Here is a 19,389-nt window from a genome sequence, read left to right on the forward strand (position 1 = left end):
AACGATAGTTACCGGCGAATATTGCGGGAGGCATGTGTAATGTATAAAAAGATCCTAGTACCTTTCGATAATTCCAGGCAGGCTATTTCAGCCGCGCAGCATGCTGTTAAGCTCGCCCTGGTGTCTAAGTCAACAGTTACGCTCTTCCATATAGTGCAGGATATTGCGAATCATTCTGAAGAAAAGATTAAAGTGCTGAGGACAAACGCACAGCTAATGCTTGAGCAGTTGAGGGAAGAAATCAGCGGCAATGACGTAAAAATCGATACCGCCGTGGCGCTCGGCAATCCTTCCAAGGAAATTCTTAAAAAGGCAAAAATAGAGAGCTATGATGTGATTATCATGGGCAGCAGGGGCCTGGGGAAAATTCCCGGCCTGCTGATGGGCAGTGTCAGCAATAAAGTATGTTCCGGGGCCGTCTGTCCTGTTATTGTTATTCACGTCACCGCCGACTGAGAGCCTGGTTTGATGATAATCTCATTACCTGAAAGACCAACAGGCAGCTGCCGTCTAGCCTATCGTGATATAATATTTCCCACATTGAAGAAAAATATAATCAGACTTCAGAAGATGGAGGTGGCGGATTGGCCATCAAGGTTTTCGGCATCGAGGTTGATAATCAGAAGCAGGCGATGCGAATCCTGGAATCAGTCGGCGCCGATCAAGCCGGCTGCAGGTGGATGGCCCCCAAAATGGTGCACCGCCTGGTGATGCTGGAAGGGGTGCGGCCGGAGCAGGCTAATATCATTAAACAGGAAATGCTCGGCAAAGGTGGGGAAGCCGCTGTCGCCAGAGGTGCTGTAAACTGTTCAGTGAGTGAAACCAAAGTGCTTTTGATGGGTACGTTGAAACAATATAGCGCCTTTATGGCCAAGCTCCGCCTGCAGCCTTACGGTTTGTCCGCATTGGCCGCCCGGATTGGGGCGGTCCTGGCCGGCCGGGAGGGAAGGCTGCCCGGCGATCTGGACTGCCGGGGCATAACTGTCCGTGTGGGCGAGAGAACCCTTGTTATGGGAATTCTGAATGTCACGCCGGATTCCTTTTCGGACGGGGGAAGATACCTCGACTGCAGTTCGGCTGTTGTCCGGGCAAAACAAATGGTAGCCGACGGGGCCGATATCATTGACCTGGGCGGCGAGTCTACCCGGCCGGGACACACGCCGGTGGACGCGGGTGAAGAAGCGGCGCGGGTGATCCCGGTGCTGAAAGAACTGGTTAAAGAGTTGCCGGTTCCCATTTCAATTGATACTTCTAAGGCCGCGGTAGCGCGGCAGGCTTTGGAATCAGGCGCCCACATGCTGAACGATCAATGGGCCTTGCGCGCTGATCCGGCCATGGCCGGGCTGGCCGCGGAATACGGCGCGCCGGTGGTGCTGATGCACAATCAGGAGGGGACCGGATACGGCGATTTGACCGGCGATATGATCGCGTATTTTCAAGAAAGCATTGGTTTTGCCCTGGAAGCGGGCATGGTCAGGGATAAAATCATTATTGATCCGGGCATCGGGTTTGGCAAAACAGCCGGACAAAATTTGGAAGTGCTGCGGCGGCTTAGAGAACTGCGCTGTCTGGGACTCCCGGTATTGATCGGCACTTCCCGCAAGTCAACTATCGGCAAGGTGCTCGGCCTGCCTGTGGAGCAGCGGGTGGAAGGCACGGCGGCGACCGTGGCGGTGGGCATTGTCAACGGCGCGGATATTGTCCGTGTGCACGACGTGAAGGAAATGGCGCGGGTGGCCAGAATGACGGACGCTATCGTGCGGGAGCGAGGAGCCTTTGCGGATGGATAAAATAATTATGGAAGGAATGGAATTTTATGGTCACCACGGGTTATCCCCTCAAGAACAGACTTTGGGACAGAGGTTTATTGTCGATGTGGAGCTTTTTTTAAACCTCAGGCAGGCGGGCTGCTTTGACGAGCCGGAATGCACCGTAGACTATGCCGGTGTTTCCGAATTGGTCAGGGCGATCGTGGAAGGCCGCCCCCGCAAATTGATTGAGTCGGTGGCGGAAAGCGTCGCGTCCGGTATTCTTGAACACTTTCCGGTGCGGGAAGTGCTGGTCCGGGTAAAAAAACCCCAGGCGCCCCTGCCTTTCAAATTTAACTGGATGGCAGTGGAGATCAGGCGAAAAAATGAATAATTCCTTGCTTGTTGTCGCCTATGTGGGCTTGGGGAGCAATGTGGGCGATAAGGCAGCCAATATAAGCAAAGCGTTAAATCTGCTCGGCGCTGCGCCGGGGCTGCGGGTGGTCCGGGTCGCGCCTTGCTACCGCACCGCTCCCATCGGCTATGCCGGGCAGGACTGGTTTATCAACACCGTTGCGGAAGTTGAGACGGATTTGCCGCCGCTGGATCTGCTCAGATTGCTGCTTGCCTTGGAAGACCGCCTTGGGCGGGTGCGCGGCAGGCGCTGGGGGCCGCGGACAATAGATCTCGATTTACTTGTATATGACAAGGTGGCAATCGATACCCCTGAACTGGTAATCCCGCACCCGCGCATGCACGAGCGCGCTTTTGTGATGGCGCCCCTGGCCGATCTGGCGCCCGGTCTGGTCATACCGGGCCGGGGAAAGGCAGAGGGACTGGCGTTGTCACTGGCAAAAGCACAGTTAATAGAACGGATGGCTAATAATATATAAATTGTCTTAAATTACTAAATATTTTGTTAAAAATTAATTGCCTGTTTGTTATGCCTGTGTTAAAATGGTAGCGGACAAGGGTGGTATCCATTTAGGAGCCGTACCTGGCGTGTTCAGCGTATTTTAGACAATTTGACCAAATACCTTGCTTATAAGTGACAACTTATCGCTTGGAGCCGGATGGACCGAGACGGGAGGTTGATTTTACGAAGTCTTTCGGGGTCCCCCGGAAGATTTTTATTTTTTTCATGAATTTTAACAAATGATGTGTGTTGTGTTCTTTTGGCTATTCCGTTTATTGGCTATTCCGTTTAAAGGAGATGATACCCTTTAATAAACCGTCAATAGCAGTGGTGGGAGCGGGTAAAGTCGGGTCTGCGCTGGCGCTGCTTTTGAGCCGGCGGGGCTATTTGGTGACGGGAGTAGCCGATGAAAGCTTCTCAGCAGCCGAACGTCTGGCAGGGCAATTAAAAGTGCCCGCCACCGGCAAGCCGGAGGAGATTACCAGTGGCGCGGACATAGTTTTTATCACAACGCCCGACCGGATAATAGCCCCGGTTGCTGAGGAGATAAGTAAAAAGAAAGGGTTCAAAGCCGGACAGGTTGTGTTCCACACCAGCGGGGCTCATCCCGCTGGAGCGGTGGGGGCGGTCCGGCGTTCAGGAGCGTTGGCGGCGTCGCTGCACCCGCTCCAGTCCTTCGCCGATGTGAAAATGGCCATGGAAAACCTGGAAGGCTCATATTTCGCGCTGGAAGGGGATGCCGGCGCGCTGCTTGTGGCTGAACAAATCGTCAGGGACCTTGGGGGCAGGAGTTTTACCATAGCCGCCAAGGACAAGCCATTGTATCACGCAGCGGCGTGTATCGCGTCCAACTACCTTGTTTCTCTGATGCATTTGGCCACGGGATTATTCAGCCGTTTCGGGCTTTCCCGGGAGGAGGCTTTTCAAGCGTTGTTGCCCTTGGTGCAAGGGACGGTAAGCAATATTGCCCAAGTGAGTCCCGCCCCGGCGTTGACCGGTCCCATAGCGCGGGGTGACGGAACGACCCTGGAGGGGCATCTGGCCACGCTGAGAGAAGTGGGGAAGCAAGAGATGGATCTCTACTGCGTACTCGGTCTTTATACTATTAAAGTGGCGTTGGAGAAAGGAAGCATTAATCAGGACCAGGAGGAAAGGCTGAAAGAGATCTTCAAGGAGGCATATGTGAAGTGAAACAAGAAAAGATCACCACCGCGATCGTTAAACAAAAAAAGGCGGAAGGCAGGCCGATCACCGTGCTCACCGCCTATGACTTCCCCATGGCGAAAATAGTGGACGAAGCCGGGATCGACATAATCCTGGTAGGCGACTCAATGGGCAACGTGGTTTTGGGTTATGACTCCACCATACCGGTGACCATGGATGATATGGTCCACCATGTTAAGGCGGTATGCCGCGGCGCGCGTAGAGCAATGATTGTCGCGGATATGCCTTTTCTCTCATACCAGGCTTCTGAAGAAGAAGCGGTGCGGAACGCCGGGCGTTTTTTAAAAGAGGCGGGGGCGCAGGCGGTTAAGCTGGAGGGCGGTGCGGAAGTTGTGGGAGTGGTCCGCAAAATTGTTAACGCCGGTATCCCGGTAATGGGCCATTTGGGACTGACGCCGCAATCCATCAACCAGTTGGGCGGTTTTAAGGTGCAGGGGAAAGATGAGCGGGTGGCTAAAAAAATGATTGCCGACGCCAAAGCCCTGGAAGAAGCGGGGGTCTTCTCTGTTGTGCTGGAGTGTGTGCCCGCTCCCCTGGCAAAATTAATTACTGAATCAATCGGAGTGGCCACCATCGGGATAGGCGCGAGTCCGTACTGTGACGGGCAGGTGCTGGTGATTCACGATATCCTGGGCCTTTACCCGGGCTTTACACCGAAATTCGTCAAGCAGTACGCCAACCTGCATGAGCAGGCGGCCGCTGCCGTCAAGCAATATAAAGAAGAAGTGGAAGCGCGCGCCTTCCCGGCCCCCGAGCACTGTTTCGGCATGTCGGAGGAAGTGCTGGAGAAATTGTACTAAAAGAAAGCGATGCTTACGGGTCAGTAATCAGGAGTCGGAATGAAGGAAGGATTGGTCGGCCCGGAGTATTCTGAATTCTGGGTGCCTGAATAATAATACTCGCTTACTGCAACCAATGACCAACGACTGACGACCAAATTAGCGGCAGGTGGTTGGGGGTGGAAGGGATTCGCCGGAAGCGAATCCCAACAAGCAATCTAACGACCAACAACCAACTACCAGATGGAGGTTGGACATGTTTATTTGCCACACCGTAGCTGAAATACGCAAGTATGTCCGCGAAGCCAAAAATCGGGGCCAGACCGTCGGCTTTGTGCCTACCATGGGCTATCTGCACCAGGGGCATCTGGAACTGATGCGCCAGGCCAAAAAAAGCTGTGATATCGTAGTGATCAGCATTTTTGTCAACCCGACTCAATTCGGTCCGCAAGAGGATTTTGCCAGGTATCCCAGAGACCTGGAGCGGGATGTCGAGATGGCCGGGGAAGTGGGCGTGGATGCCGTATTCAACCCTCCTGTCGAGGAGATCTACCCGGCGGGCTATTGCACTTATGTTGAAGTAGAGCGGATTACGGAAAGGCTATGCGGGCTATCCCGGCCGGGACACTTTCGCGGAGTGGCTACGGTGGTGGCCAAACTGTTCAACATCGTTTGCCCCGACCAGGCTTTTTTCGGGCAAAAAGACGCCCAACAGGTTCTGGTCATCAAGAGAATGGCTGCCGACCTGAATATGGATCTGGAGGTAGTGACGGTGCCGACTGTACGCGAAGCAGACGGCCTAGCCATGAGTTCGCGCAATGTATATTTGGACGCGGCGCAGCGGCAGGCCGCCCTGGTCCTGTTCAGGAGCTTGCAAGCCGCGGCGGAAGCGGTGGCGGCAGGCCGGCGGGACGTGTCAACTATTCGCCAACTGGTTGTCGGCACGATCAGAGCGGAGCCGCTGGCGGAGATTGACTATGTGGAAATTTACAGTCACCCGGACCTGGAGCCTGTTGCCACATTAAACGGACCCGCTCTCTTGGCGCTGGCTGTGAAAATTGGGCGGACGCGGCTGATTGACAACATTATTTTGGGGGTACGGGATCATGTTTCTAACATTGTTTAAGTCAAAGATTCACCGGGCCACTGTTACCGATGCCAACCTGAACTATATGGGCAGTATTACTATCGACGAAGACCTGATGGAAGCGGCCGACATCCTGGTTAATGAAAAAGTGCAGATTGTTAATAATAATAATGGCGCCCGGTTTGAAACATATGTGATCAAGGGTTCCCGCGGGTCGGGCGTGATCTGTCTGAACGGCGCGGCGGCACGGCTGGTGCAGCCTGGCGATACTGTCATCATTATTTCATATGTCATCTTAGACCGTGCCGAGGCGCAAGTTTTTCAGCCTGTTATCGTCAATGTTGATGAAAAAAATAAAGTTGTCGGGATAAGACACGGAGAGGCCCCTGGTGAAATCGGCTGATATAATTCTTATTTAACCTCCTGACTGGGGATGTTGATAAATAGGCGTTGTTAAAACAGAGGTGGTTTGGCAACGTTTTTTTGTAATTTTATTATTACTGTATTTTTACTGGAGAGGATTGAATTTTGTGTCAGGGAGTGAATTTATGCAAGATTTGTCCGAAGAGATTATCAGGTTGAAAAAAGAGCGCAACGCGGTTATTTTAAGCCATCTCTACCAGCGCCCGGAAGTCCAGGATATAGCTGATTTTGTCGGTGATTCCCTGGGGCTTGCCCAACAAGCGGCCGGAACGGATGCCGATGTGATTATTTTTTGCGGAGTGCATTTTATGGCAGAAAGCGCGTCCATTCTATCACCGGAAAAGATTGTGGTCCTGCCGGACGAACATGCCGGCTGCCCGATGGCGGACATGGTCGACGAAGTGGCGCTGGCGCGGAAAAAACAGGAGATGCCGGACGCTGTCGTGGTCTGTTACGTGAATACTTCCGCAGAAGTGAAAGCGGAATGCGATATTGCCTGTACTTCCGCCAATGCTGAGAGAGTGATTAATTCCCTGCCGGAGGACAAGCCGATCCTGTTCGTTCCGGATAAGAACCTGGGGCGTTATGTGGCCTCAAAAACCGGGCGTGCAATGACTGTCTGGGAGGGCTGCTGCAACACTCATGACCGGCTTGCCGCCGATGACCTTCTGGCGGCCAGGGCGTCGCACCCCGCCGCCCTGATTATGGTTCACCCCGAGTGCCGCCCGGAAGCGGTTGCCCTGGCCGACGTGGTTGCCAGCACTACCGGCATGATTAATTTTGCCCGGGCAAGCAGCGCACATGAATTTATTGTCGGCACTGAAATGGGTATCCTGCACCCGCTGCGTAAACATTGCCCGGACAAGCAGTTTTACCTGGCCTCAGACAAGTTGGTTTGCCCGAATATGAAGAAAACTACTTTAGAAAAGGTCCGCCAGGCGCTAATCAGTCTCGCACCCAGGGTGGATGTTCCCCGGGAGATAAGGGAGAGGGCTGTCCGTTGCCTGGACAAGATGCTGGCGGTCTGACGCGCCGCTTAATTGAGGGGGTTTCCTTTTGCCGGATAAGTATATGGTGAATTTCGACTCCAGGGAACTGCTCCAGGAGGAAGATGAATATATTATCCTGGGTAGCGGAATTGCCGGGTTGTATACTGCTTTGGCTGCTTACGGAGCGGGGGGCTCGGTTACCGTGCTGACCAAGTACAACATGATGGACACCAGCACGGACAAAGCCCAGGGTGGCATTGCCGCCGCTCTCGGTGACAGTGACTCACCGTCTTTACACAGAGAGGATACCATTGTGGCGGGTGCCGGCCTGTGCGATGACGAGGCAGTGTCGGCACTGGTCAACGAGGGGCCGAAGCGGGTCAAAGAATTGATCGAGATGGGCGCTATTTTTGATTATGACAGTCACGGGCTGGCCCTGACGAGAGAGGGTGCCCACAGTCAGAGGCGCATCCTGCACGCCAGTGGTGACGCCACAGGCGCTGAAATCCAAAGGGTGCTGACTGAGCGCATCAGGGAAAAGAATATACGTGTGCGGGAAAACCACTTCGTGGTGGACCTGCTGGTCTGGGATAACACCTGTTATGGCGTGTTGGCTTTTGACCGGGATAACAATAGTTTGAAAATCTATCGCGGTAAAGTGGTAGTCCTGGCCACCGGTGGGCTGGGCCGTTTGTTTGAGTTCAACACCAATCCGGAAATCGCTACCGGCGACGGTATAGCGATAGCCTTCCGGGCCGGGGCTGAAGTAATGGACATGGAGTTTATCCAGTTTCACCCCACTGTGCTGAACCTGCCGGGCGCGCCGCCATTTTTAATTTCTGAAGCGGTGCGCGGCGAGGGCGCCTACCTGCGCAACAGCGATTGTGTGCGTTTTATGCCCCGCTACCATGACCTGCTGGAACTGGCGCCGCGGGATATCGTCGTGCGGGCGATTTTGAAGGAAATGGTCGCGACCGGCGCTAATAAAGTATACCTCGATTTGACCCATCTTGATCCTGAAGTGATTAAAAAACGCTTTCCTAATATTACTAAAACCTGTGCGGCATACGGTTTGGATATATATGTCGACAAGATTCCAGTGGCTCCCGCCGCCCATTACATGATGGGCGGGGTGAAAACCAATCTTGTGGGAGAAACCAGCATCAAGGGTCTTTACGCCTGCGGCGAAGTCGCCTGTCAGGGAGTACACGGAGCCAATCGCCTGGCAAGCAATTCTTTGCTGGACGGGCTGGTGTTCGGCGGCCGAATTGTAGATGAAACCAGGCAGTTCTTAAAAACCTACCACCCGCGCCGTCCGGAGTTTGCCTGCGACTGGCTGCTGGAGCCGTTGAAAATAGATTTCGGGGAGTTGCGCAAAAAGCTGGAAGTCCTGATGGGCAGCAAGGTTGGTCCGGTGAGGAGCGGTCAGGGGTTAAAGGAGTCGCTGAACTTTTTTGATTCCTGGGGGTACCTGGGGCGACACAGTGCTGAAAATGCCGAACAAATGGAAGTGAAGAACATGCTGCAGGTTGGCGAACTGGTGGCTGAAGCGGCCCTGGCGCGGCGCGAAAGCCGCGGCGGCCACTACCGGGTGGATTATCCCGACAGCTCCCGGCGCTGGCAGAAACATATTATCTTCAGACGGTAAACGCGGCGGGAAAAGGACGGGCTATTATGTCGTGTTGGGAGTGGGGCAGTAGTTGAAAAACAGATTTATTAAGGTTTTAGCGCCTTATGTATGTTTGTTCGCGGCGGCAACGTTTATATTATCAGGCTGTTCATTATGGACTGCCGGGGTTGATCAAGCAGGCGGCCCTCTGGTGATAAAAGTGGAAGATTTTAGCGTTTTTCTTTTTGAATCTTCTGAGGAAATTTACCGGGCGAACGTAAAAGATCAGGCAATGTGGGCGGGGCTAAAGGAGAAAGCCATCAGTGACGCGGAATACGCCGTGCATTATAACTGGCTCTATAATTCTTACGGCGGTTGGGACGAACACCGCCGCGCCCAGTTAAAAACCATACTGGCTAATTATGACGCGCAGTATATGATTGAATGTTTGATTCAGGACGGCAAACAAGGGGCGAGCTTTGACGAAATCGTCAAGTTTATCCGTGAGGAACGGTGTTTTAGAAATCAAAGAGATTTGCTGCTGGACTTTTATTCCTGGTACGGCGCTAATTACGCCCTGCCGCATTATGAGCAGATTAAGCCGCTTCTGCAGCGGAAGGTCGATAAAACAATGTCCATAGTCGATAAAAGCTTCGATATTGTCGGCTTTATAGAAAAGGAAACCGGTATTCAGCAAAAGAAAAAACAGCGCAACGTTGAACTGCAGTTAAATATGAGAATTATCGGCATGTCGGTTTTTTCACGGAATAAGGACACGATAACAACAGTCCAGTGGAACAAGACTCCGGAAAAGATCTGGACTGCGGTCTTTAATGAATTCAGCGCGCCAATTTACGAAACTTTTACTGACGGCTGGTCGTTCAAGTACCTGGCCCGGAAGCTGAAAAAAGATGAAAAGCTTGCGGCCAGGTATGAGGAAGATATTCCCTATACCTGGGAAGGGTGGGTAAAAGAAAATTTAACCGAAGGCTTTGCCAGATATCTGATTGTCCGCAAAGGGATAACCAAGGATTTGGGAGAAGGGTCTTATGTTTTTGACAGGGAATATGCCCAGGCGCTTGTTAGTAGTTTTAATCCCCAGAAAACCTCTTTGAAGGAGTTTACTGTAAATTATTTGAAGAAAACTTATGATATCTGAGCTGACGGAACGGGGGACGGCCATGGATTTTAACGTGTTGGCATTGCGCAAACTGATTAGGGATTGCTTAAATGAAGATATCGGCGCCGGAGATTTGACCACAAATAGTATTGTTCCCGCGGGCGCGGTTTCAAACGGCTATATTGTTGCTAAAGAAAAAGGCATGTTGGCGGGGATGCCGGTGGCGGAGGAGATTTTCCGTTGTCTTGACCCGGCGCTGCTGTTTCAAGCGCGGGCTGTTGACGGTGAATTTGTCGAGCGTGGCCGGGTGCTGGCCGAGGTCGGCGGCAACGCGCGGGCAATCCTGACCGGTGAGCGGCTGGCGCTGAATTTTCTCCAGCGTCTTTCAGGGATTGCCACAAAAACAGCCCAACTGGTAGAATTAGTAGCCGGTCAAAAGGCGCATGTCATAGATACCAGAAAAACCACACCGGGGTTGAGAATGCTGGAAAAGTACGCCGTCAGGGTGGGTGGTGGATATAATCATCGCTTCGGCTTGTATGACGCCGTACTGATTAAGGACAATCATATAAAAGCAGCGGGTGGTATCGCCAAGGCTGTGCAGGCGGCCAGGCGGGCCAGCCCTCACACCGCGAAAATTGAAGTTGAAGTGGAGAGCATGGCGCAGGTGGGGGAGGCGCTGGAAGTAAAGGCTGATATTATTATGCTGGACAACATGGCTGTGGAGATGATGCGCGAGGCCGTGGCGCTTGTGGCGGGCCGGGCGCTGGTGGAGGCCTCCGGTAATGTCACCGGCGAAAATATCCGGGCAATCGCGGCGGCGGGCGTAGACCTGATCTCGGTCGGAGCGTTGACTCATTCGGTTGAATCACTTGATATCAGCCTGGACTTGGCAGAAATAAAAGCTGATTATTAAAAAAGTGCTCTGACGTCAACGTTAACTTATAATGATAATAAATGTTGACGTTTTAGTGGCAAACGATTAGAATAACTTTCGGGAGTGGTTATTTTGAAAAGAGCTGTTCTCCGGCTTTTAAAAGAGTTCCAGCCCGAATTCGTATCCGGTGAAGACATATGCAAAAAACTTGACGTAACCCGGACCGCGGTCTGGAAGCACATCCAGACCTTGCGGGAGGATGGGTATGGAATCGACGCGCGTCCGCGCGCGGGCTATTCACTGGTCCGTGTTCCGGACAGACTTTATGCCGAGGAGATTCTGGACGGTCTGAACAGTAAATTTTTCGGTCAGCAGGTTTATTATTACGATAGCGTTTCTTCCACGAACGACATGGCTAAGGAATTAGTCCGTCAAGGCGCGCGTGACGGCTCGATTGTGGTTGCCGAGGAGCAGACCGGCGGCAAGGGCCGGCTGGGCAGGAAATGGCATTCGCCGAAGTACAAAAATGTCTGTTTTTCCGTGATTCTATATCCGTCCGTCAATCCTTCCGAGGCGTCGCAAATGACTATGGTGACGGCGGTAGCCCTGGCCCTGGCGGTTAGAAAAAAAACAGGCGTGCCTGTGGGCATCAAGTGGCCGAACGATCTGTTCGTGGGCGGCAGGAAGATTTGCGGCATCCTCACTGAAATGAGCGCCGAATTGGACAGAATTGATTATCTGGTGGTGGGCGCCGGTCTGAACGTCAACCAGGAACTTATTGAATTGCCTGAAGAAGTGCGCGATATCGCCACCTCCCTGAAGGTGGAAACTGGCGCGGAGCTAGCCAGGGTCGATTTGCTGCAGGCTATGCTGGAGGAGTATGAACAATGGTACCAGCTTTGGCTTGAGCAGGGCTTTCCGGTAGTCCTGGCGAAATGGAAGGAGTTATCCGTTTCTTTGCATTGTCCGGTACGAGTCCATACCTTGAATAAATCCTGGGAGGGTTGGGCCGAAGATGTCGATTATGACGGAGCGCTGTTGCTGCGGCTCCCGGACGGCGGATTGCAGCGGCTGATAGTAGGAGACGTTTCTTTGCGGGTGTAAAAATTTTGCTTTAAATGTCAACTTTGTTGCAAGCAATGGTTTACGCATTAATTGCCCAAGCAGTATAATGCTCAGGAGTCAGGAGTCAGATATTCATGCCGCCAGAGGTGGCACCAGCAGCAGATGAAAATTTTATTTTCAGGAAGTAAGGACTAAGGAGTTTGGAGCTAAGGAATAAGAATAAAAGAATGGTTAAGAGTTGTTTAATGTTTTATATATTATTCTGACTCCTGACTACTTTTATTAAGGGGGGTTTTTATGTCCAGGTTTTCAGCGCGTGACATCACTATGACCGCGGTTTTCGCCGCCATGGCGGTAGTCGCCGCCATGTTGGTCCGCTATGCCGGTTCTATTGTGCCTTTTAGCCTTCTGCCGTTTGTGGTAATGCTTGCGGGCGGTTTGTTGGGCCCCCGCCTGGGGGCGCTAAGCATAGTTGTTTACATTTTAATTGGTTTGGTGGGGGTGCCGGTGTTTGCTACCGCTCCTTTCGGAGGACCTTCTTACGTGATTCAACCAACCTTCGGGTTTTTAATTGGATTTATCGGGAGCGCGTATGTGATCGGCTTATTGCTTAAAGACAGGGAAAATAGCAGTATCACCCGCTATTTCTTTGCCATGCTCGCCGGTGTGGCGGTTTACGATCTGATAGGGTTGTCTTACCTTTATGCTATCTTGACATTTTATATGGGGCAAAACATTTCTTTAGCGAAGTTGTTGACTATTGGTTTTACTCCTTTTATTCTCCTGGACTTGATTAAGGCAGTTGCCGCCTCGGTACTGTCCAGGGCGGTCTACCGGCGGCTGGACGCGTATGGTGTTAATAAAGGTCAGGTCTGAGGCGAACCGCGTTGTATGTCCAAAGGTTTGTATAGACTAATTAGCTGTTTTTTTTCTTAGTAAAAGGAATAATTAAGATCATGAAGAATTAATTTACCAGACTGAGAAGAGGGGATTGATTTGCAGATGCTCCGTCTGATAAATGTAATGGAAATACTTGTAAAGGAGACGATTGAAGACATCCTGAAGAATTGCCAGGAATTATGCAAGTGTGAACGCTGTAAGCTTGACATGGCGGCGATTGCACTGAACAAACTGTCTCCTTCCTATGTGGTTACCGCGGAGGGTGAAGTTTTGCTGAGGGTAGGTTCCTTAAAACAACAGAACAAGGTAGATATTATCAGGGTTGTAACTGAGGCGATTGATATTGTAGGCAAAAAACCGCACCATTCAAGAGAAGACAGCTAGGATTTGAATATTCTTCTTGACGGGTTGCACCTGGGCAAACTCTTTGGTAAAATGGAAGGTGATATTTTTTATAGTGCCATTTCACATGAAAGCGGGGACGGGAATGATCCTAGTCTTTGATGTCGGCAATACGAATATTGTGCTTGGAGTATACAGCGGCAGCGAATTGGTGGCAGACTGGCGAATATCCACAAGACGTGACCGTACGGCTGACGAATATGGGATCATGCTTAAAGAGTTGTTTACTATCTCGCAGATTGAGATGAGTGCAATTAAAGCCACGGTTATTTCCACAGTGGTTCCGCCACTGACGTTCACCTTGGAAAGAACCTGTCAGAAGTATTTTCGTCTTACTCCACTGATCGTAGGCCCCGGCATCAAAACGGGCCTTCCGGTTAATTACGAGAATCCCAGGGAGGTAGGCGCCGACCGTATCGTCAATGCTGTCGCCGGTATTGAATTATACGGCTGTCCGCTGATCATAATTGATTTCGGAACAGCTACAACCTATTGCGCTATTAACTCCAGGGGCGAATACCTGGGCGGGGCGATCGCGCCCGGTATCGGCATTTCCACGGAAGCTCTTTTTGCGCGGGCAGCCAAGCTGCCCAGGGTTGAACTTGTCAAACCGCCTTCTGTTATCGGAAAAAACACTGTCACAAGTATGCAGTCCGGTATTTTTTACGGGTATGTCGGGCAAGTTGATGAGATTATCAGGCGGATGAAAAAAGAACTGGGTGAAAATGCTAAGGCTATTGCCACAGGCGGGCTGGCCAGACTGATTGCCCAGGAAAGCACGGGAATTGACCGGGTGGACCCTTTCCTGACCCTGACCGGGCTGCGTTTGATATACGAGAGGAATTCACCGAGATGAAAATCGGACAAATTAAACTGGCCAATCCGGTGATATCCGCTCCGATGGCGGGCATTACCGACAAGGCCTACCGGATATTGGCCAAAGAGGCTGGATGCGGCCTGGTTTGCACTGAAATGGTGAGCGACCAGGCCCTTTTATATGGTAATCCGAAGACCTGCGGCATGCTGAACTTGGCTGGTGAAAGCAGCCCGTTAAGCGTGCAGATTTTTGGTTCCAACCCGGCGTATATGGCTATGGCGGCGGAAATCGCGGAGAGCCGCGGTGCTGATCTTATTGACATCAATATGGGATGTCCTACGCCAAAAATTGTGAAAAACGGAGAAGGGGCCGCCCTGATGAAGAATCCGGGGTTAGCCGTTAAAATTGTCAGGGCGGTGGTTGAGCGGGTCAGGGTTCCGGTAACGGTTAAAATGCGTAAAGGTTGGGATGAAAAATCAATAAACGCTGTCGAAATGGCGAAACTGTTAACCGGTGAGGGTGTCGCCGCATTAACCGTACATGGCCGCACCCGCTCACAATTTTATACGGGGGAAGCGGATTGGGAAATCATCGCGGCGGTAAAAAAGGCTGTAAACGTGCCGGTGATTGGCAACGGCGACATCAGGTGTCCGGAAGATGCTTTACTGATGATGGAGCAGACCGGCTGTGACGGGGTTATGATTGGCCGGGCCGCCCTGGGCAACCCCTGGATGTTTTCAAGGACGGCGCATTTTCTGAAAACCGGCGTGGTTTTACCTGAACCCGCGCCCGCAGAGCGGGTGATGGCGGCCCTGCGGCACTTGAACTTGCTTATCGAGAACAAGGGGGAAAAGGTGGCCGTGCGGGAGATGCGCAAGCATGCCGCCTGGTACACCAAGGGGGTGCGCGGCGCGGCGAAGTTGAGGGACAGAATCAATAAAGCCGGCAGTAAAGAGGAACTGGAAAAGATTTTAAAAATAATCCTATGTGGTACTTGCGAAGAAAGGTAAGCTTTGTTAATATTTTTATGTACACAAATGTGTGCACATGAGCAGGAGCCAGGAGTCAGACAGGAGTCAGAATTTTATAGTCTTGAAATATTCTGAATGCTGACTTCTGGTTTCTGAATACCTGTAATTGAAGGTGTGTATCTTGGAATTAATCCGTCTTGGGGAAAAGATCATAAGCAAAAGAAAAATTAATCAAGTTCTTAACAATATGTTAAGTTTGAGGAGGAAGGGTCTTTCACAGACTGAAGTAGCTTCCAGGCTGGGTGTTGACCGGACTCTGGTCTGCCGTTTGGAAAATCTGGGTGAAATCAGGAAAGGCCGCCGGCTGGCTGTCTTCGGCTTCCCTGTTCTGAATAAAGTAGAGATTCAGGAAGTCCTGGAGCGGGAAGGCGTGGACTTTATTTTCCTGATGTCCGAAGAAGAGCGTTGGGAATTTGTGAAACAAAAAAGTGGTGTCGATTTATTTGATGCCATCATGGACTTGATTGCGAAAGCCCACTCTTTTGATCAGGTGCTTGTGCTCGGTTCAAATCAACGGATCAAAATTTTTGAGGCGGTATTGGACAAAGATGTGGTGGGGTTTGAGATTGGTGAGTCGCCAATTCAAGAAGATAAGTATGTCGACCCGGACGAATTAGTGGATTTGGTCAGGGCTATCAAAGAATAGGAGGTAAAAAGTTTGCATAGGTTCGCCTTCATGCTGCACCCCATGTCTGCCGGGGATGTGGCCATGAAATTCAAGTTTGCTAAATTTATACCGGATAGCATAATAGAGCGGGCGTTTGCTCTGTTGCCCCCGATAAAGGCGTCTCAAATCACCGGGATTCGTTCCCGGTACGGAGAGGCGGAAGGGTGGTTTATCGCCTGTCCGCTGACAGCCAGCTTAATCATGAGCATGCCGCAGGCATATGTTATGAACAAAATCATTCAAGGCGGACGCATGGCTGAGAAGCTTGGCGCCAAGATACTTGGCCTTGGCGCCTTTACGAAAATTGTGGGCGATGCCGGTGTTACGGTCGCCAGGAGCTTAAAAATACCTGTTACCACGGGGAATAGTTACACAGTGGCCACGGCTGTCGAATCGGTCAGGGAGGCTGCCAAGGCAATGGGGCATGACCTGAAGAAGGCGGCGGTGGTGATTCTCGGCGCCACCGGTTCCATCGGCCGGGTTTGCGCCTTGATCCTGGCCAGGGAAGTACGCAGTATGACCTTGGTGGCCAGGGAAGAGCGCAAATTGGAAGAACTGGCCGCGAAAGTGCTTTATGACACCGGATTGGCTGTCAAGGTTACATCCGACAATAAGAAAGCGCTTCGCACCGGCGATATCGTGATCACGGTGACCAGCGCCCTGGACACGGTCATTGAACCGGAGGATTTACGGCCAGGCGCGGTTGTCTGTGATGTGGCCCGGCCGCGTGATGTATCACGGCGGGTTGCTGAAGTGCGCGACGATGTCCTGGTTATTGAGGGAGGGGTTGTGGAAGTGCCCGGCGAGGTTGAATTCAACCTGAACTTCGGTTTTCCGCCGGGGACGGCTTACGCCTGTATGGCCGAGACAATGGTATTGGCCCTGGAAAAACGCTACGAAAGCTTTACTCTCGGCCGGGATTTGTGCGTAGAAAAGGTTGAAGAAATTGCCGCGCTGGCTAAAAAACACGGTTTTAAACTGGCCGGTTTCCGCAGCTTCGGCAGGGCGATACCCCCGCAGGAAATCGAAATGATCAAGAGCCGCGCCAGGAGCGGTGCAACGGCGAAATAATCACTTGCAATTACATCAAGAGTCAAGATAGCCTTGACAAATTAGAGGCATCTTCTTATAATGTCACTAAAGTCCTGGCTGTAATAAATAAATCACAGTTTCATGGAGCACTGCGGAGAAATCGCTTTTTGCAGTGCTTAAGTGTAGTATGGGGGCTTTTTCTACCTGTATGAATTGAAGGCATGGCACATATATTGTTTTGAAAGGATTCCAGAGATAAGGAGACAGTGCTTAATGAAAGAAAAAGAAGTAATCTTGACAGTTGACGGTCTTAAAAACTTGGAAGAGGAGCTTGAACAGCTTAAGTCGGTGAAGCGGCGGGAGGTGGCTGAGAGAATCAGGCAGGCCATTGCTTTTGGCGACATTAGCGAGAATTCTGAGTATGAAGACGCGAAAAACGAGCAGGCTTTTATAGAGGGCCGCATTTTAACTTTAGAAAAGATGCTTCGCAATGCTAAAATAATAGATGATGAGAACTTGGGCACTGAAGTTGTTTCCATTGGTTCGGTGGTTTTGTTAAAGGATCTGGAGATTGACGACGAGTTTAAGTACACTATAGTAGGCTCCGCCGAAGCCGACCCCGCGGCAAATAAAATTTCGAATGAATCGCCGGTGGGCAAGGCAATTCTTGGCATGGCCAAGGGCAGTGTGGTGGAGGTTCAAGTGCCGGTGGGAGTGTTGAAGTACCAGATTGTGGATATCTTGAGGTAAGTAAGTACCGGAGGTAATTGTATTTATGTCTGAACAGGGAAAAAAAACCGTTGCAAATGGGAAGGAACAAATTTCGCCTGAAGAGGAACTTAATGATTTAATGCTTGTGCGCAGGGAAAAACTCACCGAACTGCGGGACAAAGGTATTGAGCCGTACGGCGGGCGTTATGAGCGCACTTACATGGCCGGCGATATTTTAGCTAATTTTGAGAAATTGGAAAATGAGCATGTTGTAGTGGCGGGCAGAATTATGTCCAAGCGGGGGATGGGCAAAGCGTCGTTCGCTCATATCCAGGATGCCACCGGCCAAATTCAAATTTACGCCCGGTTAAATGATATCGGCCAGCCGGCATATGAATTGTTCGGCAAATTGGACATAGGCGACATTATTGGTGTGACCGGTAAGGTCTTTAAAACTCGCATGGGTGAGATTACTGTGGCGACGGAAGACTTAAAACTGCTGTCGAAATCATTGCGCCCCCTGCCTGAAAAATGGCATGGATTGAAGGATGTAGAACTCCGTTACCGGCAGCGCTATGTAGACCTCATCGTTAATCCGGAAGTAAAGGTAGTTTTCGAAGCCAGAAGTAAAATTGTCCGCGCCGTGCGCAGTTATCTGGATAACCGCGGTTTCCTGGAAGTGGAAACGCCGATGATGCATGCCATTGCCGGCGGCGCCGCAGCCAGGCCGTTTATCACATACCATAACACCCTGGATATGAAGCTGTTTTTAAGAATCGCCCCGGAGCTTTATTTGAAAAGGCTGATTGTGGGCGGTTTTGAAAAAGTGTATGAGATTAACCGGAATTTCCGTAATGAAGGAATTTCCACAAAACATAACCCCGAGTTTACCATGCTGGAATTATACCAGGCTTACGCTGATTATGACGATATGATGAATTTGACCGAGGAACTGGTTGCTAATGTTGCCTTTGAAGTGTTCGGAACTACGAAGATAGAATACCAGGGCACCCAAATTGATTTGTCCCCAAAATGGACAAGACTGCCCATGCTTGACGCGGTCAAACTGCACTCCGGGATTGACTTTGGCGTGATAAAAACCGCTGAGGAAGCTAAAAACGCTGTGAAGCAGGCGAAAATCGGACTGGAAATCGATCCCGCCGAATCATGGGGCTCCATTTTAAATAAAGTTTTTGAAGAAGTGGTGGAACCCAGGCTGATTCAGCCCACCTTCATAATGGACTACCCGGTGGAAATATCGCCGCTGGCCAAGCGCAAAGCTGAAAATCCTGAATTAACCTACCGGTTTGAATTATTTATCTACGGCCGTGAGATGGCCAACGCGTTTTCGGAGCTAAACGATCCCATTGATCAGAAAGGGCGTTTCCTGAAACAAGTTGAAAAAAGAAGCGCCGGGGATGAAGAGGCGCATATGATGGATGAAGATTATATCACCGCCCTGGAGTACGGTATGCCGCCGGCCGGCGGGTTGGGCATCGGAATCGACCGGCTGGTAATGCTGTTGACGAACTCGCCCTCGATCCGGGATGTCATATTATTCCCGTTGATGAGGCCGCGTGATTGATAAATTATAAGTATAATGATGGGTAAGAGATGTTGACATGGTTATCGCTTTATGATAATATAATCACCCGGGACATTTTATGGTTATGCTCCGGGATAAAAGTTTTCTTGACAGGATAAAAGTTTCTTGACAAGAGAAATTGAAAGTGGTAAAGTAGCAAATGTGCTGCGAAAATCTTCGCGACAATATGCGACAAACAGGTCTTTGAAAACTAAACAGTGGATGGATGGAAATCAAGAAACACATGAACTCTCGTCGAAGCGAAAGCAAGAAGCGAGCAGTACATTCCGAGGAAAAAAAGCGAGCTAGCAAATCAAATTTTCTATATTAAATGGAGAGTTTGATCCTGGCTCAGGACGAACGCTGGCGGCGTGCTTAACACATGCAAGTCGAACGGAGGTTACGAG

General features: G+C 51.0%; 21 protein-coding genes and 1 rRNA gene. All 22 read left to right on the forward strand.

The annotated features are described in order from the left end of the window. The first annotated feature begins 39 nt into the window (after positions 1 to 39). On the forward strand, positions 40 to 456 hold the full coding sequence (locus A4E54_RS04935) for a universal stress protein (protein WP_240083529.1): 417 nt from the start codon (positions 40 to 42) through the stop codon (positions 454 to 456). A 128-nt stretch (positions 457 to 584) separates the two neighbouring features. Then, a complete protein-coding gene (folP, locus tag A4E54_RS04940; RefSeq protein ID WP_240083528.1) occupies positions 585 to 1,790 on the forward strand; it encodes a dihydropteroate synthase in 1,206 nt (401 codons plus the stop codon). After that, a complete protein-coding gene (gene folB / locus A4E54_RS04945) occupies positions 1,783 to 2,142 on the forward strand; it encodes a dihydroneopterin aldolase (RefSeq protein ID WP_240083527.1) in 360 nt (119 codons plus the stop codon). Before folP ends, folB begins: the two co-directional genes overlap by 8 nt. After that, entirely contained in the window at positions 2,135 to 2,641 is a 507-nt protein-coding gene (gene folK, locus A4E54_RS04950; RefSeq protein ID WP_240083526.1) for a 2-amino-4-hydroxy-6-hydroxymethyldihydropteridine diphosphokinase, read from the forward strand. Before folB ends, folK begins: the two co-directional genes overlap by 8 nt. Before the next feature lie 320 nt (positions 2,642 to 2,961). Continuing rightward, positions 2,962 to 3,855, forward strand: coding sequence for a Rossmann-like and DUF2520 domain-containing protein (locus A4E54_RS04955; protein WP_502687924.1), 894 nt, complete (start codon positions 2,962 to 2,964; stop codon positions 3,853 to 3,855). Continuing rightward, positions 3,852 to 4,688: a 3-methyl-2-oxobutanoate hydroxymethyltransferase gene (panB, locus tag A4E54_RS04960; RefSeq protein WP_240083524.1), complete on the forward strand. Its 837-nt coding sequence runs from the start codon at positions 3,852 to 3,854 to the stop codon at positions 4,686 to 4,688. Before A4E54_RS04955 ends, panB begins: the two co-directional genes overlap by 4 nt. 235 nt (positions 4,689 to 4,923) lie before the next feature. Further along, positions 4,924 to 5,793, forward strand: coding sequence for a pantoate--beta-alanine ligase (panC, locus tag A4E54_RS04965; protein ID WP_240083523.1), 870 nt, complete (start codon positions 4,924 to 4,926; stop codon positions 5,791 to 5,793). Beyond that, positions 5,774 to 6,157 (forward strand): aspartate 1-decarboxylase, encoded by a 384-nt coding sequence (gene panD, locus A4E54_RS04970; RefSeq protein WP_240083522.1) that lies wholly within the window; start codon positions 5,774 to 5,776, stop codon positions 6,155 to 6,157. The genes panC and panD overlap by 20 nt, the downstream gene beginning before the upstream one ends. A gap of 145 nt (positions 6,158 to 6,302) precedes the next feature. Continuing rightward, complete coding sequence (gene nadA, locus A4E54_RS04975) at positions 6,303 to 7,205, forward strand: quinolinate synthase NadA (protein WP_240083521.1); 903 nt, start codon at positions 6,303 to 6,305, stop codon at positions 7,203 to 7,205. A 28-nt stretch (positions 7,206 to 7,233) separates the two neighbouring features. Next, positions 7,234 to 8,814 carry an L-aspartate oxidase gene (nadB, locus tag A4E54_RS04980; RefSeq protein WP_240083520.1) on the forward strand — a complete coding sequence of 527 codons (1,581 nt, stop codon included), beginning with the start codon at positions 7,234 to 7,236 and terminating at the stop codon, positions 8,812 to 8,814. Positions 8,815 to 8,866: 52 nt separating this feature from the next. Then, a complete protein-coding gene (locus A4E54_RS04985; RefSeq protein WP_240083519.1) occupies positions 8,867 to 9,934 on the forward strand; it encodes a hypothetical protein in 1,068 nt (355 codons plus the stop codon). 22 nt (positions 9,935 to 9,956) lie between these two features. Further along, the gene (gene nadC / locus A4E54_RS04990; protein WP_240083591.1) at positions 9,957 to 10,811 is read left to right on the forward strand and encodes a carboxylating nicotinate-nucleotide diphosphorylase; all 855 of its coding nucleotides are present in this window, start codon (positions 9,957 to 9,959) and stop codon (positions 10,809 to 10,811) included. Positions 10,812 to 10,895: 84 nt separating this feature from the next. Next, on the forward strand, positions 10,896 to 11,876 hold the full coding sequence (locus A4E54_RS04995) for a biotin--[acetyl-CoA-carboxylase] ligase (RefSeq protein ID WP_240083518.1): 981 nt from the start codon (positions 10,896 to 10,898) through the stop codon (positions 11,874 to 11,876). Positions 11,877 to 12,134: 258 nt separating this feature from the next. Continuing rightward, positions 12,135 to 12,713, forward strand: coding sequence for a biotin transporter BioY (locus A4E54_RS05000; RefSeq protein ID WP_240083517.1), 579 nt, complete (start codon positions 12,135 to 12,137; stop codon positions 12,711 to 12,713). Positions 12,714 to 12,839: 126 nt separating this feature from the next. Then, complete coding sequence (locus tag A4E54_RS05005; protein WP_240083590.1) at positions 12,840 to 13,121, forward strand: late competence development ComFB family protein; 282 nt, start codon at positions 12,840 to 12,842, stop codon at positions 13,119 to 13,121. A gap of 103 nt (positions 13,122 to 13,224) precedes the next feature. Then, positions 13,225 to 13,995, forward strand: coding sequence for a type III pantothenate kinase (locus tag A4E54_RS05010; protein ID WP_240083516.1), 771 nt, complete (start codon positions 13,225 to 13,227; stop codon positions 13,993 to 13,995). Continuing rightward, positions 13,992 to 14,966, forward strand: coding sequence for a tRNA dihydrouridine synthase DusB (gene dusB, locus A4E54_RS05015; protein WP_240083515.1), 975 nt, complete (start codon positions 13,992 to 13,994; stop codon positions 14,964 to 14,966). Before A4E54_RS05010 ends, dusB begins: the two co-directional genes overlap by 4 nt. A gap of 133 nt (positions 14,967 to 15,099) precedes the next feature. Continuing rightward, positions 15,100 to 15,633 carry a helix-turn-helix transcriptional regulator gene (locus A4E54_RS05020; RefSeq protein ID WP_312038084.1) on the forward strand — a complete coding sequence of 178 codons (534 nt, stop codon included), beginning with the start codon at positions 15,100 to 15,102 and terminating at the stop codon, positions 15,631 to 15,633. A gap of 12 nt (positions 15,634 to 15,645) precedes the next feature. Next, positions 15,646 to 16,725, forward strand: a complete 1,080-nt coding sequence (locus tag A4E54_RS05025) for a saccharopine dehydrogenase NADP-binding domain-containing protein (protein WP_240083513.1) — start codon at positions 15,646 to 15,648, stop codon at positions 16,723 to 16,725. 234 nt (positions 16,726 to 16,959) lie between these two features. Continuing rightward, on the forward strand, positions 16,960 to 17,436 hold the full coding sequence (greA, locus tag A4E54_RS05030) for a transcription elongation factor GreA (protein WP_240083512.1): 477 nt from the start codon (positions 16,960 to 16,962) through the stop codon (positions 17,434 to 17,436). A 25-nt stretch (positions 17,437 to 17,461) separates the two neighbouring features. Next, the gene (gene lysS, locus A4E54_RS05035) at positions 17,462 to 18,982 is read left to right on the forward strand and encodes a lysine--tRNA ligase (protein ID WP_240083511.1); all 1,521 of its coding nucleotides are present in this window, start codon (positions 17,462 to 17,464) and stop codon (positions 18,980 to 18,982) included. Between the two features lie 328 nt (positions 18,983 to 19,310). Beyond that, positions 19,311 to 19,389, forward strand: a 16S ribosomal RNA gene (locus tag A4E54_RS05040); the annotation flags it as partial.

The sequence above is a fragment of the Pelotomaculum sp. PtaB.Bin117 genome, from assembly GCF_002067195.1.
Taxonomy (GTDB): Bacteria; Bacillota; Desulfotomaculia; order Desulfotomaculales; family Pelotomaculaceae; genus Pelotomaculum_D; species Pelotomaculum_D terephthalicicum.